The 25,713-nt window shown below is 66.2% G+C and carries 22 protein-coding genes and 1 pseudogene; 13 read left to right on the forward strand and 10 right to left on the reverse strand.

Going from position 1 to position 25,713, the window contains the following annotated elements:
• Positions 1–40: 40 nt before the first annotated feature.
• A complete protein-coding gene (locus tag I6F37_RS18465; RefSeq protein WP_036024934.1) occupies positions 41–547 on the reverse strand; it encodes a thioesterase family protein in 507 nt (168 codons plus the stop codon).
• 87 nt (positions 548–634) lie between these two features.
• Here I6F37_RS18465 and I6F37_RS18470 point away from each other — a divergent pair, with 87 nt between their 5' ends.
• The 3 genes from I6F37_RS18470 (at position 635) to I6F37_RS18480 (ending at position 3,853) form a co-directional block, all read left to right on the forward strand.
• Positions 635–2,059, forward strand: a complete 1,425-nt coding sequence (locus I6F37_RS18470) for an FAD-binding oxidoreductase (RefSeq protein WP_036024936.1) — start codon at positions 635–637, stop codon at positions 2,057–2,059.
• A 101-nt stretch (positions 2,060–2,160) separates the two neighbouring features.
• Positions 2,161–3,453: a Spy/CpxP family protein refolding chaperone gene (locus I6F37_RS18475; RefSeq protein ID WP_074448131.1), complete on the forward strand. Its 1,293-nt coding sequence runs from the start codon at positions 2,161–2,163 to the stop codon at positions 3,451–3,453.
• 34 nt (positions 3,454–3,487) lie between these two features.
• Complete coding sequence (locus I6F37_RS18480) at positions 3,488–3,853, forward strand: hypothetical protein (RefSeq protein WP_036006488.1); 366 nt, start codon at positions 3,488–3,490, stop codon at positions 3,851–3,853.
• A gap of 51 nt (positions 3,854–3,904) precedes the next feature.
• Here I6F37_RS18480 and I6F37_RS18485 read toward each other — a convergent pair whose 3' ends face one another.
• Positions 3,905–5,374 (reverse strand): caspase family protein, encoded by a 1,470-nt coding sequence (locus I6F37_RS18485; RefSeq protein ID WP_036024947.1) that lies wholly within the window; start codon positions 5,372–5,374, stop codon positions 3,905–3,907.
• 187 nt (positions 5,375–5,561) lie between these two features.
• Between I6F37_RS18485 and I6F37_RS18490 the strand changes: the two genes are divergently transcribed.
• Positions 5,562–6,539, forward strand: a complete 978-nt coding sequence (locus I6F37_RS18490) for a hydroxyacid dehydrogenase (RefSeq protein WP_036024949.1) — start codon at positions 5,562–5,564, stop codon at positions 6,537–6,539.
• Between the two features lie 6 nt (positions 6,540–6,545).
• Here the strand turns inward: I6F37_RS18490 and I6F37_RS18495 are convergent, their stop codons facing one another.
• Positions 6,546–7,712: an ABC transporter substrate-binding protein gene (locus I6F37_RS18495; protein ID WP_036024984.1), complete on the reverse strand. Its 1,167-nt coding sequence runs from the start codon at positions 7,710–7,712 to the stop codon at positions 6,546–6,548.
• Between the two features lie 288 nt (positions 7,713–8,000).
• Between I6F37_RS18495 and I6F37_RS18500 the strand changes: the two are divergent.
• The 4 genes and pseudogenes from I6F37_RS18500 to I6F37_RS18520 all read left to right on the forward strand — a co-directional run bounded on the left by I6F37_RS18500 (position 8,001) and on the right by I6F37_RS18520 (position 15,210).
• Positions 8,001–10,428, forward strand: a pseudogene (locus I6F37_RS18500) (EAL domain-containing protein).
• A gap of 88 nt (positions 10,429–10,516) precedes the next feature.
• A complete protein-coding gene (locus tag I6F37_RS18505) occupies positions 10,517–11,812 on the forward strand; it encodes an MFS transporter (protein ID WP_036024985.1) in 1,296 nt (431 codons plus the stop codon).
• A gap of 156 nt (positions 11,813–11,968) precedes the next feature.
• Positions 11,969–14,551 carry an EAL domain-containing protein gene (locus I6F37_RS18510; protein ID WP_225152270.1) on the forward strand — a complete coding sequence of 861 codons (2,583 nt, stop codon included), beginning with the start codon at positions 11,969–11,971 and terminating at the stop codon, positions 14,549–14,551.
• A gap of 422 nt (positions 14,552–14,973) precedes the next feature.
• Positions 14,974–15,210 carry a hypothetical protein gene (locus I6F37_RS18520; protein WP_074448133.1) on the forward strand — a complete coding sequence of 79 codons (237 nt, stop codon included), beginning with the start codon at positions 14,974–14,976 and terminating at the stop codon, positions 15,208–15,210.
• 59 nt (positions 15,211–15,269) lie between these two features.
• Here I6F37_RS18520 and I6F37_RS18525 read toward each other — a convergent pair whose 3' ends face one another.
• From I6F37_RS18525 to I6F37_RS18535, 3 genes are all read right to left on the reverse strand, one after another.
• The gene (locus I6F37_RS18525) at positions 15,270–15,491 is read right to left on the reverse strand and encodes a hypothetical protein (RefSeq protein WP_036024957.1); all 222 of its coding nucleotides are present in this window, start codon (positions 15,489–15,491) and stop codon (positions 15,270–15,272) included.
• 51 nt (positions 15,492–15,542) lie between these two features.
• A complete protein-coding gene (locus I6F37_RS18530; protein WP_036024959.1) occupies positions 15,543–15,785 on the reverse strand; it encodes a hypothetical protein in 243 nt (80 codons plus the stop codon).
• A 95-nt stretch (positions 15,786–15,880) separates the two neighbouring features.
• The gene (locus I6F37_RS18535) at positions 15,881–16,090 is read right to left on the reverse strand and encodes a cold-shock protein (RefSeq protein WP_036006545.1); all 210 of its coding nucleotides are present in this window, start codon (positions 16,088–16,090) and stop codon (positions 15,881–15,883) included.
• Positions 16,091–16,530: 440 nt separating this feature from the next.
• Here I6F37_RS18535 and rpsU point away from each other — a divergent pair, with 440 nt between their 5' ends.
• Positions 16,531–16,806, forward strand: coding sequence for a 30S ribosomal protein S21 (gene rpsU / locus I6F37_RS18540; protein WP_025038058.1), 276 nt, complete (start codon positions 16,531–16,533; stop codon positions 16,804–16,806).
• 47 nt (positions 16,807–16,853) lie between these two features.
• Here rpsU and I6F37_RS18545 read toward each other — a convergent pair whose 3' ends face one another.
• From I6F37_RS18545 to I6F37_RS18555, 3 genes are all read right to left on the reverse strand, one after another.
• Positions 16,854–17,132, reverse strand: a complete 279-nt coding sequence (locus I6F37_RS18545; protein WP_036024960.1) for a DUF1488 domain-containing protein — start codon at positions 17,130–17,132, stop codon at positions 16,854–16,856.
• 74 nt (positions 17,133–17,206) lie between these two features.
• On the reverse strand, positions 17,207–17,503 hold the full coding sequence (locus I6F37_RS18550) for a hypothetical protein (RefSeq protein ID WP_036006516.1): 297 nt from the start codon (positions 17,501–17,503) through the stop codon (positions 17,207–17,209).
• Positions 17,496–17,762 carry a hypothetical protein gene (locus tag I6F37_RS18555; protein WP_036006519.1) on the reverse strand — a complete coding sequence of 89 codons (267 nt, stop codon included), beginning with the start codon at positions 17,760–17,762 and terminating at the stop codon, positions 17,496–17,498. Before I6F37_RS18555 ends, I6F37_RS18550 begins: the two co-directional genes overlap by 8 nt.
• A 369-nt stretch (positions 17,763–18,131) precedes the next feature.
• On the opposite strand from I6F37_RS18555, the gene I6F37_RS18560 reads away from it, so the two are divergent.
• Positions 18,132–18,458: a hypothetical protein gene (locus I6F37_RS18560; RefSeq protein ID WP_063822466.1), complete on the forward strand. Its 327-nt coding sequence runs from the start codon at positions 18,132–18,134 to the stop codon at positions 18,456–18,458.
• Between the two features lie 9 nt (positions 18,459–18,467).
• On the opposite strand, the gene I6F37_RS18565 is transcribed toward I6F37_RS18560, so the two are convergent.
• Positions 18,468–19,079, reverse strand: coding sequence for a TetR/AcrR family transcriptional regulator (locus tag I6F37_RS18565; RefSeq protein WP_036006522.1), 612 nt, complete (start codon positions 19,077–19,079; stop codon positions 18,468–18,470).
• Between the two features lie 129 nt (positions 19,080–19,208).
• On the opposite strand from I6F37_RS18565, the gene I6F37_RS18570 reads away from it, so the two are divergent.
• The 3 genes from I6F37_RS18570 (at position 19,209) to I6F37_RS18580 (ending at position 25,713) form a co-directional block, all read left to right on the forward strand.
• Positions 19,209–20,438, forward strand: a complete 1,230-nt coding sequence (locus tag I6F37_RS18570; protein ID WP_036006526.1) for a cytochrome P450 — start codon at positions 19,209–19,211, stop codon at positions 20,436–20,438.
• Positions 20,439–20,571: 133 nt separating this feature from the next.
• Positions 20,572–24,261 carry an AsmA-like C-terminal region-containing protein gene (locus I6F37_RS18575; RefSeq protein WP_036024963.1) on the forward strand — a complete coding sequence of 1,230 codons (3,690 nt, stop codon included), beginning with the start codon at positions 20,572–20,574 and terminating at the stop codon, positions 24,259–24,261.
• A 333-nt stretch (positions 24,262–24,594) separates the two neighbouring features.
• The gene (locus I6F37_RS18580; protein WP_036006551.1) at positions 24,595–25,713 is read left to right on the forward strand and encodes a DUF2336 domain-containing protein; all 1,119 of its coding nucleotides are present in this window, start codon (positions 24,595–24,597) and stop codon (positions 25,711–25,713) included.

A 25,713-nucleotide genomic window follows, 5' to 3' on the forward strand; every position in this document is an offset into this window, starting at 1 on the left:
GGGAGAGGTGAACCACAGGCGGCAGACGGCGCCTGAGCCATTAACGCTTCGAGGGCATCGCCACGCTCCGGCCGATGCCCTCGGGTCGCGTCAAGGCGCTGTGGGATTTGGCGACCCCTGCAATGCGCTGCTGGATGTCGGTCGGAAACGGCGCAACGCGCCGCGCATTCATGTCCATGTGCAGTGACATGTTCTCGGACGTCGCCGACAGCCAGCCCTCGGTGCCGTGCCGCATCTCCTCGAATGTGTGCAGCCGCTTGTCGTCGGCGTTCAGCAGCCACACCAGGATTTGCACGGGATCGCCGAGATGGATCTCGCGCAAATAGCGCACGTGGCATTCGGCGGTGAAGGTCGAGCCGTGGCGCTCTGTCTTGTAGACCGGGCCAATCCCGAGCTCGAGCCAGAACTCGTCGATCGCCCGGTCGAACATCACGTTGTAATAGGCCATGTTGAGATGGCCGTTATAGTCGATCCATTGCGGCTCGACCTGCATGATCGAGGAGCGAAACGGCTCTGCGTTCGGCGCTGTGGCGGCAGTCTCCGGCATGTGTCCTTCCCAAGCTATGCGTCCGGTCCCTTGACTTGACCGGTTATATGTCCTTTGCCACGGTCTCTTCTCGTCGGGAGGAATTCCGTGGGTACGACCATCACCAATAATCCGCCGCGGCCGGAGCCGAAAGCCCTCGCGAGCGCGCTGGAGCAGCTTGCCGCGCGCTTCGGCAACCGCCTCATCACCTCGCAGGCCGTGCGCGAGCAGCACGGTCATACCACCACCTGGATCCCCAACCAGCCGCCTGATGGCGTGGTGATGGCGCAGGAGACCGCCGACATCCAGGACGTGGTGCGGATCTGCGCCAGACATCGCGTGCCCGTCATTCCCTTCGGCACCGGCACCTCGCTGGAGGGGCAGGTCAACGCGCCCGCGGGCGGCATCTCGATCGACCTGCGCGACATGAACAAGGTGCTCGCGGTGCATGCCGAGGACCTCGACTGCGTGATCCAGCCCGGCGTCACCCGCAAGGCGCTCAACGAGCATCTGCGCGACCAGGGCCTGTTCTTCCCGATCGATCCCGGCGCGGATGCCTCGCTCGGCGGCATGGCCTCGACCCGCGCCTCCGGCACCAATGCGGTGCGCTACGGCACCATGCGCGACAGCGTGCTGGCGCTGAAAGTGGTGCGCGGCGACGGCGAGATCATCACCACGGGCACGCGCGCCAAGAAATCGTCCGCCGGCTACGACCTGACGCATCTGTTCGTCGGCGCCGAAGGCACGCTCGGCATCATCTCCGAGCTGACCATTCGCCTGCGCGGCATCCCCGAGACGATCGCGGCCGGTGCGGTGTCGTTCGAGACCGTCCACGGCGCCTGCCAGGCCGTGATCCTGGCGATCCAGACCGGCATTCCCGTCGCGCGCATCGAGCTGCTCAATGCCGCGCAGGTCAAGGCCTGCAACGCCTATTCCAAGCTGACGCTGCCGGAGACGCCGCTGCTGCTGATGGAATTCCACGGTAGCGAGATCGAGGTCGCCGAGCAATCCAAGGCGTTCGGCGAGATCGCGAGGGACTGCGGCGGCGGCGATTTCTCCTGGACCACCAAGCCGGAGGACCGCACCAAGCTGTGGCAGGCGCGGCACGATGCTTATTGGTCGGTGAAGGCGCTGCGGCCCGGCGACAGCATCGGCGTGGTCGCGACCGACGTCTGCGTGCCGATCTCGCGGCTCGCCGACTGCGTCAGCGAGACCGAGGAGGATCTCAAGCGCCTCAATTTGCTGTCGCCGATCGTCGGCCATGTCGGTGACGGCAATTTCCACTGCTCGCTGGTGTGCGACACCAACGACGCCGACGAGATGGCGCGCGGCGAGGAGTTCATGCATCGTCTGGTCGAGCGTGCGCAGGCCATGGACGGCACCTGCACCGGCGAACACGGCATCGGCCAAGGCAAGCAGAAATATCTCGAGGCCGAGCTCGGCCCCGAAGCGCTCGATGCGATGCGGGCGCTGAAGCAGGCACTCGATCCGCTCAACATTTTCAACCCCGGCAAGATCGTGCCGGAGGCCTAAGGGCCAGTGCATCTCTGACCGGGAACTTTCGGCAATCCTGCCGGTTCCAATTCCCGCCAATTTCCGATGCTCAATGGCGGGGCTTTGCGCGGGAGGGTGCGATGGTGCGACCGGTCATGGGAATTGCCGCGGTGGCCTTTGCCTGCATGCTTGCGGGGGCCGCGTTCGCGAAGGGCGGACACGGCGGCGGCCATGGAGGTGGCCATGGCGGCGGGCGCGGCGGCGGTCACCACGGCGGCCATGTCCGCGGCCACGGCGGCGGGCATGCGCATGGCGGGCATCATCGCGGGATGCGGTTCACAACCGGCGCCCGGCGTGGCGGCCCGAGCTTCGGCCAGATCCGCAATGCCGCGATACGGCCGGCGAACTTCCGCAACGCCTGGAACGCCAGCGCCTTCCGCAACGGCCGGCTGATCAGCAATCCGGCGGCCCGCGCGCAGATTGCCGCGGCGGCGGCACTCGCCGGCTGGAGCGGTGCAAGCAGCGGATGGTGGCAACATCCCGGCGGCGGCTACGGCTGGGTCGGGCCGCTGTTCTGGCCGTTCGCCTATAACGATCTCTACGATTACACGATCTGGGGCGACGGGCTCGGCTTCTGGGGCTACGGCTATCCGGACATCTATGCCGGCATTTTCGGCCCCTATGGCTATGATCGGCTATCGGCTTATCTGCCACAGCAGCCGCAGGGACGGCGGCGGGCGCGCAGCGCGCCGCTCGATCAGCTCTGCGGCAGCGATCGCCGCGCCATCGTCGGCCTGCCGATCGATCAGATCGCAGCCGCGGTGCAGCCGACGAACGCGCAAGGCGCTGCTCTCGATGCGCTCGGCAACGCCTCGGTCGACGCGGCAGCGTTGATCCGCACCTCCTGTCCGACGCAGGCCGCGGCGACGGCGCCCGGCCGGCTCGCCGCCATGCAGCAGCGGGTCGAGGCGATGCAGAAGGCCGTCGATTTGGTTCAGCCTGCGCTGGACCAGTTCTATGGTTCGCTCAACGACGAGCAGAAGGCGCGCTTCAATGCGCTTGCCGACGATCAACGTCGTGCCGCGGCATCGAACAATGCGGGCGGATCGTCGGTGCAGACTTGCAGCCCGTCCGCCGCGTTCGATTGGCCCGGCGCCACGATCGAAGAACGGCTTCGTCCGAACGACACTCAGCGCGCGGCACTCCAGGTGCTCCAGGACACCAGCGCCAAAGTCAGCACGTCGCTCAAGGCGTCCTGCGAGCCCAATGAGGTGATGACGCCTCCGGCCCGCATGGCCGCGATCCGCAAGCGCCTCGATGTCATGCTGGACGGAATCAAGTCGGTGCGGGCGGCGCTCGATGATTTCTACGCCACGCTCAACGACGAGCAGAAGGCGCAGTTCGAGGCGATCGGCCCGCGCCGCATGTCCTGAACGCCGTGAGCAATTGAAGACCATTGGTGGGGCAATGAAGTGGTTCGCGAGGCGAGAGCCGGCAGACGTCTGGGACGAGCCGATCGGGGGGCCGCTCGGCGACATCGACGCAGCCGACCGGATTCGCAACATCTGCCAGGCTGCGCGGGCGATCGCCGAAGCCGCCGGCGCTTCGGCGCCGACCAGCACGCGCGAGCGCTATGAGCGCGCAGCCCGCGCTGCCATGGAGATCGCGATGAAGATCTCCGACGATCTGATGCGCGACGACGCCGTGCGCCGCATCGTGGATCTCTGCATGAAGGCTGAGGACATCAAGACGGCGCAGATCTTGTCGCGTGCGATCCAGGCAGGCTGGATTCGAGAAGCCGTGCTCCGGGACCATCCGGCCCTGTCGCAATAAGCTCGGCTCGCGCGATTGGCGCGAGCCGAATGCTGCTGCTGCCGGACCGGCTCAGTATCTGCGGTAGCCACCGCTGTTATGGTCGCCGCCGCGGCCGCCCATTCCCATGCCGAGGCCGATCCCCACGCCGATGCCGATGCCCTGCATCACGGCCTCGGGCGGCGGGCCGCGATCCGGCGGCGGTGCGCGCTCGTAGACCACTTGCTCGGACGGCGGCCGTCGCTTGGGCGGCGTCTCGACCACCTTGCGCTTCGGCGGGGTCTCCTCGACGCGCTTCTTGATCACGGGCGGGACCGGCGTTGCCGGGGTCGCGGGCGTCGAGCACGGGCAGGTCGGCGCCATCGCGACCGCGACGGGCGTCGCCGCGGCGGCCAGGGGCACGGTGTAGTTGCGGTTCTGCACGCGCAGCAGCAGCCGGCGCGCGGTTGCCGCGAGATCGCTGTTGTCCCAGTTCGCGAGGTATGCCTCGAACGAGGCGCGGGTGTTGATCGCGGTGGCACGCTCCCACGCCAGCATCTGGCGACGCCGCTCCAGCACGGTGCGAAGGCGCGGCGTGCGGGTGTCCTGGGCGTACAGCTCGATATAGGCCTGATACGCCTCCACGGTGTCCTCGGTGATCACGAGCTCATAGGCGACCATGGCCGGCTTGCCCTGCAATGTCTTGCGCCAGTCCGCGACGCTGCGCGTGCCGCCGGCGAGCGCCATGGCGGATGCGCCGGGAATAGCGGGCGTGCTGCCGCCGCTCTCGCCGAAGAACCTGAAATCGGTGGTCAGCGAGGAGCTTTCCCAGGGAATCTGCCGGCCGTCGGTCGACTGCGCCACCGCGACGCGGATGCGCTTGAACATCTCCTCGATCGGCAGGTTCGGCTGCTTGGCGACCGTCAGCACGGCCGTCGTGTAGGGGCTGTCGAGGCCGTTGCCGTCCTCGGCCTCGGCGCCGGGCGAGGTCGAATAGGAGATGAACGTGCCGGGCGCGCCGGCCTTGGTATCGACGATCGCAAGGCCGTGGCCGGCGCCGCTGAGCGCGGGGAACGGGTTGTTGCGGCAGGCATCGAGCATGAAGATGCGCGCCCGCGTCGGCAGCGCGCCGAGCGTGTTGAGCATGTCGTTCAGCCGCACGCCCTGCAGCGGGATGTCGGCCTCGCGCTTGGGATCGAGATCGACAGGCACCAGATAGTTCTCGCCGTCTATCTGAAGGCCGTGGCCGGCATAGAACACCAGCGCGACGGTGTCGGGGCCGCTGGCACTGACCTTGCCGGCGAAGTCCGAGATCGCCGCGCGCATCTCGGTCTGCGCCAGATTGGCCGCCGTGGTGACGGTGAAGCCGGCACTGCCGAGCAGCTCCGTCATGCCCTTGGCGTCGTTGGCGGCGTTCGGCAGCTCCGGCACGGTGCGATAGGCCGATTGGCCGATCACCAGCGCAAGCCGCGCTTCGGCGGCCGCGTCCGTGGGCGTCACCAACTGGGTGAGTGCGAGAAGACCGGACGCAAGAAGCAAATTCGAAAAGACTGGACGGCGCATGATGTCACCTCCAACGGCAATGCGCACGATGATGTCACTATTTCTAAGTCCGCGCCATGAGGGCGTCTGTGCGCTGGATCACTCAGGGGCCGCGGCAAAATGGGGCAGGGTATCTGCCGCAGCCGTCCCTGTGCTAGACCTTTCGACCGCGCTGCCGCGGGCATTCTGCCAGTGAGGGAGGCTTGTCGTGAAGGTTCTGCTCGCGCACACCCCGGAGATGCGGCGCAATTACTACGGCGATCGCAGCCTGAACGGCCTGCGGACGGCCGCCGAGGTGATCCTGCACGAGAAGGATGAGCCGCTGGACGCAGCCGGCCTGGTGCGCGCAGCCAAAGACGCCGACATCATCGTCGCCGACCGCATGACCGAAGGGCGCGGCGAGATCTTTGCGCAATTGCCGCGTCTGCGGGCCTTCGTCCGCTGCGCCGTCGACATCCGCAATGTCGCCGTGGATGCGGCCTCGCAAGCCGGCGTGCTCGTGACCCGCGCCGGGCCCGGCTTCGTGCAGGCCGTGGCCGAGCTCGCGCTCGGCTTCATGGTCGATCTCTCCCGCGGCGTGTCGCGGACCACCGCAGATTACCAGGCAGGCCGCAAGCCGGAAGCACGGATGGGCCGCCAGCTCGCCGGCAGCCGGATCGGCATCATCGGCTACGGCAGCATCGGGCGCTACCTCGCCGAGATCGCAAAAGTGCTGCGCATGGAGGTATTGATCTCCGATCCCTTCGTAACCGTCAGCGATGCCGAGATCCGGCAAGTCGGTCTCGACGAGCTCCTCGCCGCATCGGACTATGTCGTCTGCCTCGCCGTCGCCAATGCGCAGACCGAGACTCTGATCGGGGCCGCAGCTCTGGCGCGCATGCAGAAGCATGCCGTCTTCATCAATCTCTCGCGCGGCAATCTCGTCGACGAGTCGGCGCTGGCACGCGCGCTGCGTGAAGGCCGCATCGCCGGCGCCGCCATGGATGTCGGCCGCGCACCGGACCAGATGCCGACGCCCGATATTGCCAAGCTGCCGAATGTCATCGCGACGCCCCATGTCGGCGGCCTGACGCCGCAGGCCATCGAATACCAGTCGCTGGAGACCGTGCGACAGGTCGAGGCCATCGCGAGGGGAGAAATCCCGCAAGGCGCCGTTAACGCCGATCGCTGGACGCGGCGGCCGTGAAAGGTCTCAAAGCCGGTCCACCGCCTTGAACGTCCCGTCCTTCTGAATCACGGTCAGGAACACCTTCGGCGGCATGTCGAGCATGCGTGTGCCGACGGTGACGATGCTGCCGCTGATGTCGAAACGGCCGGTATCGTTGATGGCGCGCAGCAGGCTGGCGCGGGTCGGATTGGGGCCGGCCTTTTTCAGCGCCGCGGCCGCGAGGCGGCCGGACAGATAGCCTTCCAGCGACACGAAGTCCGGCGTCAGCGCCGGGTCGTACGCCTTTTGCGCCGCCTGATAGTCGGCGACGAGCTTGAGCGAGCGGTCCCAGGGAAACGGCACCACCTGCGAGACGATGACGCCTTCGCCCTCCGGGCCGAGTTCCGCGGCGAGCGCGACGGCGCCGACGAAGGAGATGTTGACGAAGGTTGGACGAGCGCCGCTGCGGCGGGCGAGCTTGATGAACTCCGCGCACGGACCATAGGTCCCGACCATGACGATGGCTTCTGGGTCGGCGCGCTTGATCATGCGCCAGGCCTGGCCGACCGCGCGGGTGTTGCGCTCGTAAGTGCCCTCGGCGGCGAGCTCGAGCCCGCGCTTGGCGAGCGCCCGCTTCACGCCGACAAGCCCGTCGCGGCCGAAGGAATCGCCCTGGTAGAAGATGCCGATGCGGGTGAACTTGCGATCTTCGGTGAGATGCTTGATCCAGGCTTCCGCCTCCGCGCCGTAGCTGGCGCGGATGTTGACGACGTTCGGAAGCTCGAGATCGCGCAGGAACTCGGCGCCGGTGAACGGGCCGATGAAGGGCACGTTCCTGGAGCTGGTGATCGGTATCGTCGCCATCGCGGTCGGCGTGCCGACCGCACCGATCAGCGCGAACACCTTGTCGTCGTTGATCAAATGCAGCGTCTGCGCCACCGAACGGTCGGGATCGTAGCCGTCGTCGCGGCTGATGAGCTGGAGCTTGCGGCCATGAACGCCGCCCTTGGCATTGGCCTCGGTGAATGCGGCGACGATGCCTTGCCGCATGCGCTGTCCCAGCGCGGAGGACGGGCCTTCCAGCGCCGCGGCCTGGCCGAACAGGATTGCATCCTCGCTGATGCCGGCCTCGTTGCCCCTCGCAACCAGCGTGGTCGCGGCCAGAAGCGCGATGGTCAGAACGACGGATCTCGCTGATCGAATTCGATGCATCGGGAGGCTTGCCGGATCCTTGAAAGAAACCTTGCGCAACATAGCCTTGCGACGCTGAATAGCTCGCTAAGTGCCACGGCGCAGAGAGGCCGTATTACACCGGGGAAAACCGGCAACTTATGTCGAGAAAGCCGGGATCGCTCGTGCACTTCGTTAACTAATTTCCGCATTGCGGTACGACTGGTTTCCGAAATTGTGCACTTCTTAACCGCCGTCTTGTTCCGATAGCGGCACCGGCACCTCAACCAGAGGTTCGGTTCGTCGCGGACAGGGGACGGCGGCTTCAAGATGGGCGGTCGCGATCAGAACGATCAGGATCGGAGACGTAGAGGCGGATGGTGGCGTGCCGCGCCGCTGCTCGGGCTCTATCGTCCTGCGCTCGTCGCGGTTGGCGTTGGCCTGCTGTTCTCGATCGTGGGCGCTGCCGCCGTCGCGCGGTGGGAAGATCGCGTCAACAGGATCGAGTTCGAGAACGCAGCCGAGACCCAGGCGATCGTCCTGCAGAACGGCATGAACGAGTACATATCGAGACTTCTCGCGCTGCGCACGTTGTTCGAATCGACCAACGAAGAAGTCACCCGCAGCGAATTCGAGACCTTCAGCGCCCGCCTGTTCGAGCGTCACCCCGGCATGCTGCGCATCTCCTGGTTGCCGCGGATCAACCGCAAGGAGCGCGCGGATTACGAGGCCGCGGCGATCCGGGACGGTGTGTCGAGCTATCACATCAAGGCGCTGCAGGGCGAGAGCTTCGTCATCGCGCCGCAGAGCGACGAATATTTTCCGGTGTTCTACTCGACGCAGCCGAAGACCTCGTCGGTTTACGGCATGGACTACACGACCGTTCCGGAGCGACGGGCGGTGCTGGAGCGCGCGCGACAACGATCGCGTCGCAGCCATGCGCACGCGCCTGTTCGGGCCGAAGGACAGCGATCGGCCGTCCTATGTCCTCGTCGTCGTTCCCGTCTACGCCAAGGGAACCTCGCGCGAGGAGATCGCGGACCGGCGCCGCAATATCGCCGGCGTCGTGGTCGGCGTCTTCGACCTGCCGCTGCTGATCCAGTCTATCCGCGTGACCACCGGAGCCAGCCCCGCGGTCAGCATGACGGTCTTCCCGCCGTACACGGCGCAGATCGTCAGCCTCGAGCAGATGCTGCCGGATTATGCGTCGGCCGCCTCGGCGCTGCGGTCGATGCGGGACATCGCGCGGACCCTGCACTGGTCGGGCAGTCTCAAGATCGGCGACACCGATTGGCAGGTGCGGGCGGTTCCGACCGCCGGCGGTCCGCTGGCGACGACTTACGACCGCGCGGTTGCGGTCCTCGTCGTCGGCATGCTGCTGACGCTGTCGCTGTCGACCTATCTGATGCTCGCCAGCCGCAATTCGCGGCGGCTGTCGCTGGCGAACCGGCGGGTGCTAGAGCTTGCCCAGACCGACATCCTCACCGGATTGCCGAACCGCGCCTTCTTCCTCAACCGGCTCGACGAGATGAACGGCAAGTTGAGCGTGCGGGGCGAGCCCTTCGCGATCCTGATGCTCGACCTCGACCGCTTCAAGAACGTCAACGATTCCCTCGGCCACGCGGCCGGCGATGCGCTGCTGCGCCAGGTGGCGCAGCGGCTGAAATCCGCGCTGCGCGCCAACGACGTGCTGGCGCGGCTCGGCGGCGACGAATTTGCCATCATCCAGCAAGCCGGCGAGGACCAGCGCGCCTGCTCGACCGATCTGGCGGCGCGGATCGCCAAGTTCGTGAGCGAGCCGTTCCTGCTGCCCGGACACCGCGTCGAGATCGGCACCAGCATCGGCATCGCAATTGCGCCGGATCATGGCAGCGATCAGGAGCAGCTCCTGAAGAAAGCGGATCTCGCGCTCTATCGCTCGAAATCGGCCGGCCGCAACTGCTTCACTGTTTATGATGAGGCGATGTCGGCCGAGCTGGAGGCCCGCAATACGCTGGAAGGAGATCTGCGCGACGCCATCGCGCGCTGCCAGCTGGAGGTGCACTATCAGCCGTTCGTCGACGCCCTCAGCGGCGAACGACGCGGCTTCGAGGCGCTGGTGCGCTGGCGGCATCCGACGCGCGGCCTGATCCCTCCGGACCAGTTCATTGCGCTTGCGGAGGAGACCGGGCTGATCGTGCCGCTCGGCGAATTCGTGCTGCGGCGCGCCTGCGCGGACGCAGCCGGCTGGCCTGCCGATCTCATGATCGCCGTCAATCTTTCGCCGATCCAGTTCAAGGAAGCCGAGCTGTTCGACATGATCTGCGCGGCGCTCGCCGATTCCGGCCTGCCGCCGCAGCGGCTCGAGATCGAGATCACGGAATCCGTGCTGCTGGAGCGCGGCAGCGAGAATCATGCCTTCATGGAGCGGCTGAAGCAGCTCGGGGTCGAGCTCGCGCTCGATGATTTCGGCACCGGCTATTCCTCGCTCAGCTACCTGACCGCGTTCCCGTTCGACAAGATCAAGATCGACAAGTCGTTCATTCGCAATCTGACGCAGCAGCCGCGCTCTTCCGCCATCATCTCCTCGATCGTGACGCTGGCGCGCGGACTGGACATGTCGGTCACGGCCGAAGGCGTCGAGACGCGCGAGGAGTTCGACCGGCTGAAGGCGCTCGGCGTCAATTTCGCGCAAGGCTATCTGTTCGGCCGGCCGCATCCGATCGAGCGGATCCTGTTCGACGCGCCGGTCAAATCCTCACGGCTCGACGCCGCCTGAGCGCGCCCGAGGCATGCGCGAAAAGCGCTTGACCTGGACATCCCCGGATGGTCCGAAGAACCGTCTAGGGATGAAACAAGCATACAACATGCGGCTTCCGTTCTTCTACGGCTGGATCGTGGTCGCCGTGACCTTCGTCACCATGGCGATCGGCGTCAACGCGCGCACCGCCTTTTCGCTGTTCTTTCCACCCATCATCTCCGAGTTCGGCTGGGAGCGCGGCGTCACGGCGGGCGCCTTCTCCTTCGGCTTCGTTGTGTCGGGCGTGGTCAGCCCGCTGATCGGCCGCCTGATGGACCGCGCGGGTCCGCGGGCGGTGATGGAGCTCGGGGTCGTGCTGATGGGCGGCGGCCTTTTGCTGGCGCCGCTGACCAGCGCGCCGTGGCACCTCTATGTCACCATCGGTGTCATGGTCGGTGCCGGCAGCGTCTGTCTCGGCTATTCCGGCCAGTCGCTGTTCCTGCCGAACTGGTTCATCCGCAAGCGCGGCTTCGCCATCGGCATCGCTTTCGCCGGCGTCGGTATCGGCTCGGTGACGCTGCTGCCATGGGTGCAGCACATGATCGAGCAGACCGGCTGGCGCACCGCCTGCACCGCGATGGGCCTGCTCGTCCTGATCGCGCTGGCGCCGATCAACCTGCTGCTGCACAAGCGCCCGGAGGACATCGGGCTCCAGCCGGACGGCGATGCCGCCCCCGCCGCAGGCGCGGCAAGCCCGGTCTCCAACGTCGTCGATCACGTCTGGGTCAACACCGACTGGACGCTGCGGCGCGCCGTCGCGACCGCGCGGTTCTGGTGGATCGGGCTCGGCTATTTCTGCGGCCTGTACATCTGGTATGCGGTGCAGGTGCACCAGACCAAATTCCTGCTCGATGTCGGCTTCAGCCCCGGCGTTGCGGTGTGGGCGCTCGGAATGGTCAGCCTGCTCGGCATTCCCGGCCAGATCGTGCTGGGGCACGTCTCCGACCGCATCGGCAGGGAGTGGGTGTGGGCGATCAGCTGTGCGGGTTTCGTCGTCTGCTTCGCCGCGCTGATCACGCTGAAATATCAGGCTTCGCTCTGGCTGGTTTATCTGATGGTGTTCACGCAAGGCGCGCTCGGCTACGGCCTCACCTCGATCATGGGCGCGGTGGTGTTCGAGATCTTCCAAGGCAGGCACCAGGGCAGCATCTTCGGCACGATCATGCTCGCGGCGCTGGCGGGCGGTGCGGCCGGACCGTGGCTGACCGGCGTTCTCTATGATCGCGCCGGCGACTACACGCTGGCTTTCGCCCTCGCCATGGCCGTGAGCGGGGTGTCGGCGCTCGCGATCTGGCGCGCGGCGCCGGGCAAGGTGCGGGCCGTGGCCGGCCGGCTGCACAAGCTCAAAACGGCATCCGAATAGGTCCAGAGCGCTTCAAGATACCTTCGGCGTTTTCGCGAAGCGTTAATCATGCCGTCTCTTGGCGCGGCGCGACGGAACTGCAAAAACGTCTTGGACACCATCGGAGCATTAACCTCTCGCCGATTGCCGCATTTCCCGATGCCGCTGGTCCCGACGATGTCCGCCTCCGATCACCTTGCGACAGAAACTCCTGACGTGCTGCGCGCCGCGCTCGAGCGCGCCGACGATGGCATCGTCATCGTTGATGAGGCGCATCGCATCACCCACTTCAACCCCGCCGCGGAATGGATCTGGAAGCTCGCCGCCGCCGAGGTGCTCGGCCGCGATGCCGCCGTCCTCACCCTCAAATGCCTAAGCGCCGGCGCGACCGCGGATTTCCGCGAGGAGATCAGCCTCGTGCGGCACGACGGCAGCCGTATCAAGGCGCAGATCGCGATGTCATCGGCGACGGTCGACGGCGCGACCCATCACATCGTGTTCGCGCGCGACGTCACCCTCGATGCCGAACGCCGCGCCAGGATCGGACTTCTCCACGCGGTCTCCGACCAGACCAACCGCGTGGTGATCATCACCGACGTCGAGCAGAACATTGTCTACGTCAATTCCGCGTTCACGGCGCTGTTCGGCTATACCAGCGAGGAGGCCGAAGGCCGCCGCGCCGGCGAGCTCATTGCCGGCCGCCACACCGATCGCAGGGCCATTGCGAAGCTCGTCAGGCGGCTGATGCGTGGCGGTCTCGGCGCCGAGACCGAGGTGCTCGTCTACGACAGGGATGGTGAGGAGATCTGGGTCTCTGCCCGGATCGACGCCTTCCGCGACAAGAAAGGCCGGGTCAAGCACATCTTCGCGCTGCTCGAGGACATCACCGAATCCCGGCAGCTGCGCTCGCTGCAGCAGCTGATCATGGCAGCGCTCGCCGACGAGGCGCCGATCACCGAGATTGCCGATCGGCTGTGCCGCCGCGTCGAGCAGATCGCCCCCGGCGTCGTCTGCTCGCTGCTGCACGTCGATGCCGCCGGCCTGCTCCATCCGCTGGGCGGCCCGAGCTTGCCCGAGGACTATTCCCGTTCGCTCGACGGCATCGCGATCGGTCCCGAGGTCGGCACGTGCGGAACCGGAGCCTTCTACGGCATTCCGGTTCTGGTCGCCGATATCGATGCCGATCCGCGCTGGCAGCCCTACAAGGCGCGGCCGCTCGAAGTGGGTTTGCGCGCTTGCTGGTCGACGCCGATCAAGGCCAAGGACGGCCGGGTCATCGGCACCTTCGGCTTCTATTATCGCGAGCCCCGGGCGCCGAGCAGATGGCACCGTCAGATCGTCGATGCCTGCGTCAACCTCGGCGCGTTCGCGATCGAGCGCAAGGAGGCGCGCGCCGAGATCGCGCGGCTCGCCTATCACGACATGCTCACCGGCCTGCCGAACCGCGCGCAGCTGCGCCACCTGATCACGACCGCGATCGATGCCTGTCCGACCGGAGGCCATGTCGCGCTCGCCTTCCTCGACGTCGATCGTTTCAAGGACGTCAACGACACGCTCGGCCACGCCGCCGGCGACGAGCTCTTGATCCTGCTCGCGCAGCGCCTGCGCGAGCAGATTGGTCCCGACGATATGTTGGGGCGGCTCGGCGGCGACGAATTCGTCATCCTGCTGCCGGGGCGCAATGCCGAGGCCGCTGAGCGCGTCGCGGCAGGGATCACCGAGGCCTTGTCCGCACCGCTGCGGCTCTGGTCGAAGCTGATGCCAATGTCCGCCAGCATCGGGATCAGCCTCTATCCCGATCACGCTACCGACATCGACACGTTGATGCAGCAGGCCGACGCCGCCATGTACATGGCCAAGCAGGCCGGACGCTCGACGCATCGCCTCTTCAGTGCCGAAATGAACGTGCTCGCCGAGCAGCGGCTGGCGCTGATCGCGGCGTTGCGCCGCGCTGTCGCAGAAGGTGCGCTGAGCCTCAACTATCAGCCGCAGATCCGCAGCTGCGACGGCGCGATCCACGGCGTCGAGGCGCTCGCGCGCTGGCGCGATGCTGAGCTCGGCGACGTCTCGCCGGCAAGGTTCATCCCGCTCGCCGAGGAATGCGGGTTGATCGAGCAGATCGGCCTGTGGTCCGTGCGCGAAGCCTGCCGCCAGATGGCGAGCTGGCGCCGCGCCGGGCTCAACATCCCCTGCGTCTCGGTCAACCTGTCGCCGATCAATTTCCGCAACGTCACGCTGGCCGCGCGGCTCAAGGAGATCCTGGCCGAGCACGATCTGCCGCCGGACGCGCTGATGCTGGAGATTACCGAAGGCGCGTTCATGCAGGACGGCGCCGCGGCGCTGGAGACGATGAAAGCGATCCGCGAGCTCGGCGTCGGCCTCTCGGTGGACGATTTCGGCACCGGCTATTCCAGCCTCAGCCGGCTCGCGCATCTGCCGATCCGCGAGTTCAAGATCGACCGCAGCTTCATGCGCGACATCGAGCAGGACGCCGGCGCGCTCGCGATTGCCACCGCCGTGGTCCGCGTCGGCCAGGGCCTCGGCATGAGCGTGGTCGCCGAGGGGGTCGAGACCGAGGGGCAGCGCAACACGCTGGCCGAGCTCGGCTGCGACATCGTCCAGGGCTTCCTCTACGCACCGCCGCTGCCGCCGGTCGCCTTCGAGCGCTGGCTGATCGAGCATTGCGCCGAGCAGGCGAGGGCGATGCTGGGGCGGCTGGACCTTGTAGCGGACAGGGCTGCTGTGAAGCAGTCGGCGTAGCCGCCTTTGGGCAATATTGCCGGACGGTAGGAACGCATTCGCGGCCTGCGGCTTGGTGCTCCGCCGGCGGGCAGGCGCCACGTCCTGTTTGCAAACTGCACGGGCCCAATGAAAAGACCGGAAAGCAGCGCCACCGCAGTAGTGTCTCAGACGCAGCAAGCCGATCCCGGAATAGGACGAGCAACAAAGCCGCCGGCACCGGCGGACTTCGAATCACCAGCGACAGGAGGACGAGCAATGCGAAGGCATTCCCAATCGCGTGCAACGACCGAGGCGAACAAGCTCTTCAAGCAGACCGCGACGAAGCCCGCGACCGACTATGAGAAGGCAGAACGGGTCTTCCACGACAATCGAGAGCGACTGAAGGCTGAACGGTTGGCAAGGGAGGCTGAACGGCGAGACCGGTCCGAGAGGACGGGTTAGTGTCGCAGTTCTACTTTGATATTTGGGATGGTGAAGCGCTCGTTGTCGACGAGGAAGGTCTCGATCTGGCCAGCCGGCGGGCCGCGGAGATCGAGGCGGCGCTGTCTCTTGCCGACATTGTCAAGCAGCGCGACCCGCTCGCCAGCAGCGACGGCCTCGCCATCAATGTTCGGAATGCGGATGGCCCTGTTCTGACAGCGACATTCGTCTACGAGAAAGTCAGGCTGGTCAATTGAGATCGCCATGAGATCGCCGATGAAATCGCAATGTGTGCTCGCGCTCATCACGTGTAACGCTAGAGCATCGAAAGCACGACAATGCCTTCCTCGAGCTCTCCTGAAGCCAGGCGCGCCCGCGCCATGCGCTCGAGCTCCGTGCGATGCTTCTGCAGATAGCTCAACGCCTGCTTCTGCGTGTTGAACGTCGTTGCAAGCCGGCACATTTGCCGATTTGCGCCGGACGCGAGAAAGAAGGTGATGGTTCCGTGATCTGGCTTTATGCGAGGCACGATCTGCACTCTCCGGCATGGGATCGGCACTTCAGATTTCGCCGGCGGCGTTGAAGACGGCTATCGCGCCAGCTTCCTTGTCCGCTTCTTGAGCTTAGGCACCGGCAAAGTCGATCGAAGAGCTTCATTGGCCGCTTCCCGCGCCTGGCGCGCCTCTCGAAGCCGCGCCATGTTCTTGCGAACCTCGACGGCTTGCCTTTCCACGTCCGCCAATGCCCGCGCTCCCTCTTCAGCGGCCAGGCGCTTGCGATCGGAACGCGCAATGCTCTCGGGTGACGGCTCTGCCGGCTTCTTGCTGCTCATCGTTCACCGGATCCGCAAAGACTAAACCCGCTCAATCCAGGGATTGAGCGGGCAATGCAACCGTTTCAGTACATCCGTGAAACGGCGCAACGATCTCAGGCCAGCGAGAGATTCTCGGCGCTGGCTTTGCCTCGCATCTTGTCGGTCTTGATCTCGAAGTTAACCTGTTGGCCTTCGCCGAGACCGGCAAGTCCAGCCCTTTCAACGGCGCTGATGTGAACGAACACATCGTTGCCACCGTCGTTTGGCTGGATGAAACCGAAGCCCTTTTGGCCGTTAAACCACTTGACCGTACCTGTCGTCATTGTCTTCTCCAAAGCGCGCAAGCGCATCCCGCGCGACAATCGCGCGGTTACCTTCAACTTCGTCGATGTCTTTGGAAAAGGAGCCCGCGGGCGCATTCAACAAGGCACAGCGGCTAATCGAACAACTTCAATATATACAACTTTCGCGCATTTGCAAGGAGCGAACGCAGTTTGTTTGCTGCAAGGCGGTTCTTCTGTTCCGATCGCGGCGCTTTGCACGTGTTCGTCGATCTGCGAGAAAGGCGTTATCGATTGACAGCGCAGCACCACAATGGTCACGTGGCGCCACCAAGCTGTTCGCTGTGACAAGCAGATCGGCTCGTCCGAAGCCGTGACCAATGTCGCGGCCATCCATCCTCACACATCGCAATGAAGCTCCTGCGCAATTGGCTGCCTTGCAGGACGTGTCGCATTCGCAGCCCGAGCCAGGAGGATTCAATTTGCACGTACTCGTCAGAGACAACAATGTTGAGCAGGCACTGCGCGTTCTCAAGAAGAAGATGCAGCGCGAGGGCGTCTTCAGGGAAATGAAGCAGCGAAGGTCCTACGAAAAGCCGTCGGAGAGAAAGACCCGCGAGAAGTCCGAGGCCATTCGCCGCGCCCGCAAGCTCGCGCGCAAGCAGGCGATCAGGGAAGGATTGCTGCCCGCACCGCCGAAAAAGAAACCTTTCGAGCGCAAGCCGCCCTTGCCGGAGATCAAGGCGAGGCCGGAATAGCAACGATCCGCTTTCCGTTCGCGGCCTGTCTTCCTTGGGCTGAGATCCTATCGCCTGAAATCGATGCCTCGCAGCACGATGCCCGGCGGGGTACCTTCGAATTCTGTGGCGCGATACTTGTTCGCAGCGCATGCTTCGATGCGATCCCGTAGACGAGCGAATTGGGCTTCCCGCTGCTCGGGCCTGACTTGCGGGCCCTGCTCGAGACCGTCCATCGCGGAGGTCGAAATCGCGCAAGGAATCTCCCGGGCGCCGTCATGCATCGAGAACCGCACGATCATCCGCTCGTATTCATGGCCGATAAAGCGGCCGCTCGTCAGTGTCATGTCCTACTCCATTGCACGTCGGCTTCCTGGCTCGCGCCGGCATGCGCATAGAACACAGGCGGCCGTCGCTCGGCTCAGCCGTCCCCGGACAGCCGTGCGAAATCATCGAACAGCGCCGACACCAGCGCGCGGTGGCGCGTGTCCTCTGCCGGAAGACTTGCAGCATAGAGGTTGAGCAGATGGCGCGCCTTCACCGCGGCTTCCTGCCAGGAAGCCGCGGGCACCGTCATCATGCGGTGCTCGAGATCGGCCTCGCGCTCGCGCAGCTCCCGGGCATGGGCCTCGACCTCGCCCAACGCGCGGCGCAGGTCGGTGGCCTTTTGCGCGGCCATGCCACGGTGCTTGTCGAGATCGACGGGCCGGTCATTCACTGGCGATGCTCGCGTCCGCTGCTTGCGCGTCAGCAAAATCGACAGAGCCGATCGACAATACCTCCATGGTACCGCGCGCGCCTTCGGCGGGCACGGTGATCATCGTGGCAATCCGGCGATAGGCGGCGAAAGACAAGCCGTCGATCGTCTCCTCATCCGTGACGACCTCGTAAGCGCCCGCCGGCAAGGTGCGCGCTATGCCGCGGATTTGGAACGGATGTCTGAAGATGACGGTCTCTCGCCGCGAGCGGATGGTCATGCACGCTGCCTTTCGCAAGTGAAGCCCCACCGGTGCCGGCTGCTGCGACCATGCGCCTTTGGCGCGGCAATAGCCAGCACTATCGTCTGCGCACCAACGAACGCTAGTTGCCACGGTGCAAGGCTAGCCGGCGATGCATTTACTGCTCGCTATTGGTTCGGCGTGAGCGTAGGCTCGTTGTCATCACCGCGCTTCTCAACGGCATCGACCGGTGACTGAGGGTCACGTGTGCTCCCGCCGAGGCTTCGCAGGAGCGTTCGATGTCGCGTGTCCGCATCTCGGAATGGATCGTGCCGCCGGTGATCGTTCCGCTGTTTCTTCTGCTTCTCGTGTGCGCCGCTGCGGTGCTCAATGGCTAGGACAACACGCGTGCCGTATCTGGTCAGTGGCACCAACGAATACGGCAGTTCCAATCTCGGCCGTGGAACTGCGACGGTCGCGCTACGTCTCGCGGAAAAGCTGCTGCGCGAGGGCTACATGGACGTCAGGGTCTGCACCCCGCGCGGCCGTGTCCTGCAGCCGAATGAATTCGACGAACTCAAACCAGCAAGGGAGAGCGACATGGCCAAGGGCCAGCAACGCGGCAACCGCGAAGCCAAGAAGCCGAAAAAGGAAAAGGCCAAGGTGATCGCCGCGGCTCCGTCCCGCAAGGAAGCCGCCTGGCAACCGGATTTCGGACCTGCAAAGAAGAAGTAGTGCAGCCCGCTAGTTCGACGCCAATCCCGTCCTCCGCCGCAAATCCGTGATCGCGCGCAGAAAGCTGTCGGCGGGTGTCGTCTCGGGGTCGATCAGCCGGTGCAGGCGAAAGCCGTCTTCCAGCGCGAGCACGACGGAGGCGATCCAGGGCGGGTTCAGATTGACGTTGCGCCCGTTGCTCTTCGATGTCGCCTCGATGATGTCGGCGACCAGCTTGCGCCGCGCGCGCAGGCGTTTGGCGAGCTCCGGGCGGCGCTTTTCGGCCCGCGCCACGAACAGGATCATCTCCATGTGCAGCAGGGGCGAGCGGCCGAGCGGATCCTGGCGGCTGCGATCCATCGTCTTCAGCGCCGCGATGAAATCGTCGAGATTGTCGTGCTGCGCCAGGATGTCCATGTTGCGCCGGATCGACTGTGCGACATGGTCCTCGAGCATGGCGATGATCAATTCGTCCTTGCTCTTGAAGTTCGAATAGAACGCGCCCCGGGTGAAGCCCGCCGCCGCCGCGATCGCCTCGATGCTGGCGCCGCCGATGCCGTCCGCCTCGAACACGCGCGCGGCCGCCTCGAACAGCGCCTCGCGTGTGTCGTCCCTGGTCGGCCTGGTTCTCACCCTTGACATCGGCGCAGCTTAGGGCAGAATGCAACTCGATACAACAATGTATCGAGTTGATAATTTACAGGGATGGTTACGCCGGGCGGTGGGCAGCCTTGCGTATGCGTGTCGTGCGGCAATCGATCCGAGGTCACCATGAACGAGCAAGTGCAACCCGCTGGCGGACCGCTGTTCAACCCGCTCTCGCCGGATTTCATCCGCGATCCCTATCCGCACTATGAACGGCTGCGCACGGTCGATCCGATCCATGTGACGCCGTTCGGCCAATACGTCGCCAGCCGTCACGCCGACGTCAGCCTCGTGCTGCGTGACAAGCGCTTCGGCAAGGATTTCGTCGAGCGCACCACGCGCCGCTACGGCCCGGAGATCATGAAGGAGCCGGTGTTTCGCAGCATGAGCTACTGGATGCTGCAAGCCGATCCGCCGGACCACACCCGCCTGCGCGGCCTGGTCGTGAAGGCCTTCACCGCCCGCCGGGTCGAGGACATGCGGCCGCGGATCCAGGAGATCGTCGACCAGGCGATCGATGCCGTGATCGAGCGCGGCCACATGGACCTGATCGAGGATTTCGCCTTCCGCCTGCCCGTCACCATCATCTGCGACATGCTCGGCATCCCCGAGGAGCATCGCGAAGTGTTCTACAAGAGCTCGCGCGACGGCGGACGGCTGCTCGACCCCGTGCCGCTCTCGCCGGAGGAGATCCGCCAGGGCAACGCCGCCAACCTGATGGCGCAGATGTATTTCCAGCAGCTGTTCGAGCTGCGCCGCAAGAATCCCGGCGACGACCTCATCACCCAGCTGGTGCAGGCCGAGGAGGACGGCAACAAGCTCACCAACGAGGAGCTGACCGCCAACATCATCCTGCTGTTCGGCGCAGGCCACGAGACCACGGTCAACCTGATCGGCAACGGCCTGCTCGCGCTCCACCGCAACCCGGATCAGCTTGCGCTCCTGAAAGCGAAACCGGAGCTGATGACGAACGCGATCGAGGAGTTCCTGCGCTATGATTCCTCGGTGCAGATGACCGGGCGCGTCACGCTGGAGGAGATCGAGGACCTCGGCGGCGTGACGATCCCCAAGGGCGAGACCGTGCTGTGCCTGCTCGGCTCGGCCAACCGCGATGGCGCGGTCTACCCCGACAGGCCCGACCGGCTGGACGTCACCCGGGCGAACGTCAAGCCGCTGTCGTTCGGCGGCGGCATCCATTTCTGCCTTGGGGCCCAATTGGCGCGGATCGAGGCCGAGATCGCCATCGCCACGCTGCTGCGGCGGCTGCCGGATTTGCGCATCGACGACATCGAGACCCCGGAATGGCGGCCGACCTTCGTGCTGCGCGGGCTGAGGCGGCTGCCGGCGAGCTGGTGAGGGGGCTTGCGCGTTAACCTCCGCGCGCAACAGTCGCTGTGACTTCGCCATACTTCCCCCTATATAAGGGGCTGTTCCGGCGCGCCTGAGGCTCTCAGCTTCGGCCCAGGCCGGTTTGGCCGAGGGGAGACCCGTGCAGACGACGCTGCTCGGATTGGCGATTGCCTTCATCATTGCGCTGCTGGCCGCGCTGATCGGGCCTTACTACATCGACTGGAACCAGTTCAGGCCCCAGTTCGAGGCGGAGGCCGGCAAGATCATCGGCGTGCCGGTGCGGGTGGCGGGCGAGCTCGATGCGCGGCTGTTGCCGGCGCCGACGCTGCGGCTGCGCGGCGTCACCTTCGGCGGCAACAACGATCTCGGCCGCCTGCGCGCCGACAAGCTCGATGTCGAGTTCAGCCTCGGCTCCCTGATGCGCGGCGAATGGCGCGCCACCGAGCTTTCGGTCGGCGGCATGGCGGTCGATCTTGGTCTGGACGCGCGCGGACGGGTCGATTTGCCCTCCACCGCGAGCGGCACCTTCAACCTGGCCTCCCTCGCCATCGAGCGGCTGAACCTCACCGGCCGCATCGCCTTGCACGATGCCGCCAGCCGCTCGACGCTGGAATTGAACGATATCGCCTTCTCCGGCGATGTGCGCTCGCTCGCAGGCTCGGTGCGGGGCGACGGCAGCTTCACCGCGCGCGGCGTGCGCTACCCGTTCCGCGTCTCCTCCGGCCCCAGCGCCGACGGCAGCGCCACCCGTCTCCACCTCAACATCGATCCCGGCGAGCGCGCCATCCTCGCCGATCTTGAGGGCGTGCTCGCCTTCGATAATCGCCAGCCGAAATTCGAGGGCGCGCTGACCCTCGCCGTGCCCGCGGCCAGGAAGGCGGGCGAGGCGGGACCGACGCCCTGGAAGCTTGCGACCAGGCTCAAGGCCGATCCGGCCGGCGCGAAATTCGAGCAGATCGACGCGAGCTTCGGCCCGGAGGACACCGCGCTGAAGCTCGGCGGCGTCGGCGACCTCAGGTTTGGCGCATCGCCCTTGCTGCGCGCGGTGCTGTCGGCGCGGCAGGTCGATGCCGACAGGCTGACCGCCAAGCATGATGCCGATCCGCAGCGCGTCCTGCCGGCGCTGCGCGCAGGGCTGGCGGCGATCCCGCAGGTGCCGATCCCTGCCCAGATCGAGTTCAATGCCGATCAGATCATGCTCGGCGGCCGTCCGCTCCAGAACATCGCGACCGAGCTTGCGACCGACGGCCGGTCCTGGACCTTCCGGCGGCTGGAGCTGCGCGCGCCCGGCATGACGCAGGTCTCGCTCAATGGCGCGGCTCCCGGCGCCGACAGTTTCAGCGGCCGGCTCAGCGTTGAATCCCCGGATCCCGACACGCTGGTGGCCTGGCTGCAGGGCCGCAGCGAGATCACCCGCCGCAGCACGCGGCCGCTGCGTCTCGCGGGCGACGTCACCATCGCAGCCAATCATCTCGCCATCGACAGGCTGAAGGCCGACATCGATGGCGGCGCGATCGAAGGCCGCATCGTCTTCGTGCAGACAGGCGCGAGCAACGGCTCGCGGATCGATGCGGACCTCAGGGCCGACCGGCTCGACCTCGATGCCGCCGCGAGCTTCGTGCGCGCGCTGGCGGGGCCGCAAGGCGAATGGCCGGAAGAGGCAAAGCTCTCGCTCGATATTGGCCGCGCGATCTCCGCCGGCCAGGAGCTGCGGCCGTTCGCAGCCAGGCTCGCCTACAGCCCGGCGTCGCTGTCGCTGGAGCAGCTGCGCTTCGGCCAGGGCGGCGGCGTGACCTCGGAGGCGAGCGGCAGCTTCGACCGCACCAAGACGACCGGCAAGCTCGCGCTGAAATCCTCGGCCAATTCGCTGCGCGAGCTCACCGCGCTGGTCGAGCCGTTCGCGCCCGCGCTGCGCGCGCGCCTCGATGCGCTCCCGTCCTTGCCCGGCGCGACCCGTCTCAAGCTCGATCTCAGCCTCGACAAGAACGCCGAGCATGCCGATCGCAGCAATGCCCGCTTCGTGCTCGACCTCGACGCACCGCAGCTCAAGACCACGGCGACCCTGGCCGCGCAGACGCCGGCGGCCGCCATCGGCGGTATCGACCTCGAACGCCTGCGCAACAGCGACTTCACGCTGGACGCGAAAGTGGCGGCGCCGCAGGCCGGCGCCTTGTTGGCACTGCTGGGGCTCGACCGCATCGTGGCCGCGGGCGAGGGCGCCTCGCAATTCGAAGGACGGTTGAGCGGAGCCTGGCGCCGTCCCTCGCAATTGAACGCAAAGCTCAGCGGCGGCGGGCTCGATGCCGACGCGCAAGGCAGCGTCGAATGGTCGGAGTCCAAACCGTCCGAACCCAAATCGTTCGAGCCCAAATCGTTCGAACCGAAGGCGAGCGTGAACCTGCGCGTGCGCAACGCCAATCTGGCGCCGCTGCTCGGGACCAGCCCGGCCGGCACGTCGGCGCAGAACGTCAGCCTGTCCTCCCGCGTCACGCTCTCCGGCAATCGCCTGACCTTCGGCGATCTCGACGGCAATGCCGCGGGCTCGCATCTGCGCGGCCATGTTTCGGTGACGCTCGATCAGGACAAGAGCATCGACGGCGAGGTCGGTCTCGACTCGCTCGATCTGGCGCCGGCGCTCGCAATCGCCGTCGGCGCAGCCGGTCGTGAGTCCGGCGAGCCGCTCAGCGCAGGATTGGTCAGCGGCTGGCGCGGCCGCATCGCCTTCCAGGCCTTGCGCGGAACGTTGCCCGGCGGCATCGAGCTGCGCCCCTTCGGCGGCACGATCCGGAGCGACGGCCAGTCGCTCGCATTCGATGCGCTCAAGGGCGGCGTCGGCGGCGGCGACATGTCCGCAAGCCTGGACGCGCGCAATGGCGCGGGTGGGCTTGCGCTGAACGCGCGCATCGAGCTCAGCAACGTCGATGCGGCGGCGCTGCGCTATCGCGACCTTGCCCTGCCCAAGGGGCGCGCCTCGGTGCAGATGGCGCTGACCAGCCAGGGCCGCAGCGTCGCGGCCTTGACCGGTGCGCTCGCCGGCAACGGCACGGTGACGCTCGAATCCGCCGAGATCGCCGGCCTCAATCCGCGTGCGTTCGAGATCGCCATCCGCGCCAGCGACGGCGGCCAGGTCAATGACGACAACCGGCTGCGGCAGCTCGTCGAGCCCGCGCTGTCGGCGGGGCGCATCGCGGTGCCCTCGGCGCAGATTCCGTTCACGATCCGCGACGGCCGCCTGCGCATCGGCGCAACGCCGCTGGAAGCGAAGAACGCCCGCGCTATCGTCTCCGGCGGCTACGACATTCCGGCGGACCAGGCCGACATCCGCGCCAGCCTGACGCCGATCATGACGGGGCTTTCCGGCGCCCCGCCCGAGATCCAGCTGTTTGCGGCAGGCCCGCCCGACAGGCTGAGCCGTACCATCGACCTCGCACCGCTGTCGTCATGGCTTGCGGTGCGCACGATCGATCGCGAGACGCGGCGGCTCGACGCCATCGAGCGCGGCGAGCCGCCGCCGGCCACCGCTGCGCTGCCGACGCTGGTGTCCCCGGAGATAGCGACCGAGCAGGCGCCACCCAACGTGCCGCTGCCGGGCCAGGACCCGCGCCGCGCGCCGGCAAAGCCCAGGGTGGCGCCGACCCCGAAAGCTCCGCAGGCCGCGCCCGCCGCGCCAAGCCCCTCACTGACAAGCCCTTCACTGACGAGCCCGCCGCTCGCGAGCCAGCAGCTCGCGCCGCTCCCTCCGGCCATCGACGTGAAGCCCGCCCCGGGCCCGCCGCCCGCCAAGCCCAGGCCGAAGCCGCCGCTGGTGCTGACGCCGCAGCATCCGTAGACGGCGCTATCTAAAGCGCTCCGTTGCCGATGCTCGTCATGCCCGGGCTTGTCCCGGGCATCCACGTTCTTTGTGCCATGCGGCAAGGCGTGATGGCCGGGACAAGCCCGGCCATGACGCGGAGAGGTTTCAGTGCCCAAAGCTTCTCGGCTCTTGCACAACAGTAAATCCATTCCCTCGCATTTGAACGAATTTTCGTCGGCAAAACTGATTTGCCGACTTTACTGAATTCTCGCGTTTCATCTCTAGCGTGGGTTCCCAGAGGAATTCGGCGTCGCGCCGCGAGCGGCGGGACGGCTCGCCAACGGGCTGCCAAGAACTGGGGTGATCGAGATGAACGGGGCGAAATCGCTTCTGCAGGATCTGGACGACGCGATCGCGCGCGGCACCGACGAAAGCCGGTCACGCGCATTATGGCATGCGACCGACATCCTGATCACCGGCCGCTACAGCGACGACGAGATCAGCATGTTCGGCGAGGTGATCGGCCGGCTCGCCGACGAGATCGAGGTGGCTGCGCGCGCGCAGCTCTCCGAAGTGATGTCGGCCTGCGATCACGCCCCGCTCAACGTCATCGAAAGGCTCGCCCTCGACGACGAGATCGCGGTGGCCGGTCCCGTGCTGCGCGATTCCAACCGCATCGACGAGAAGATGCTGGTCCAGAGCGCCATGACCAAGGGCCAGGCGCATCTGCTGGCGATCTCGCAGCGCCAGTCGATCGGCGAAGCCGTGACCGACGTGCTGGTCAAGCGCGGCAACCAGGAGGTCGTGACTTCGGTCGCCAGGAACGAGGGCGCGCGCTTCTCCGGCTCGGGTCTCTTGCACATGGTCCGCCGCGCCGAGGGCGATTCGATCCTTGCCGAGCAGCTCGGCCTGCGCAAGGACGTGCCGCGTCACATCTTCCAGCAGCTGATCGCGAAAGCCTCCGAAGACGTCCGCCGCCGCCTCGAGACCGAGCGGCCCGAGATGATGTCGCAGATCCAGAGCTCGGTCACCGAGGTCACCGGCGATCTCCAGTCCAAGTTCGGCCCGTCCTCGCGCAGCTATTTCGTCGCCAAGCGCGTGGTCACGACGCAGTATCGCCAGGGCAATCTCAACCAGGACTCGATCTCGAACTATGCCCGCCAGCATCGCTTCGACGAGGTGCAGATCGGCCTGTCGCTGCTGTCGGCGCTGCCGGTCGACGTGATCGAGCGCGCGCTGATGGACCGCAACCGCGAGATGATCCTGGTGCTGTGCAAGGCGCTCGACTTCTCCTGGGACACGACGATGTCGCTGTTGTTCCTCGGCGCCAAGGATCATCTGATCACGGCGCGCGAGCTCCAGGACAACGAGCGCGAGTACGGCCGGCTCAAGATCGAGACGTCGCGCAGCATTCTGAAGTTCTACCAGTCGCGCAAGACCGGCGCGGGTGCCGATGCGGGCCGTCAGCCCGAACTTCAAGTCCACTGA

The organism is Bradyrhizobium sp. NBAIM08 (genome assembly GCF_020193935.1).
Taxonomy (GTDB): Bacteria; Pseudomonadota; Alphaproteobacteria; order Rhizobiales; family Xanthobacteraceae; genus Bradyrhizobium; species Bradyrhizobium yuanmingense.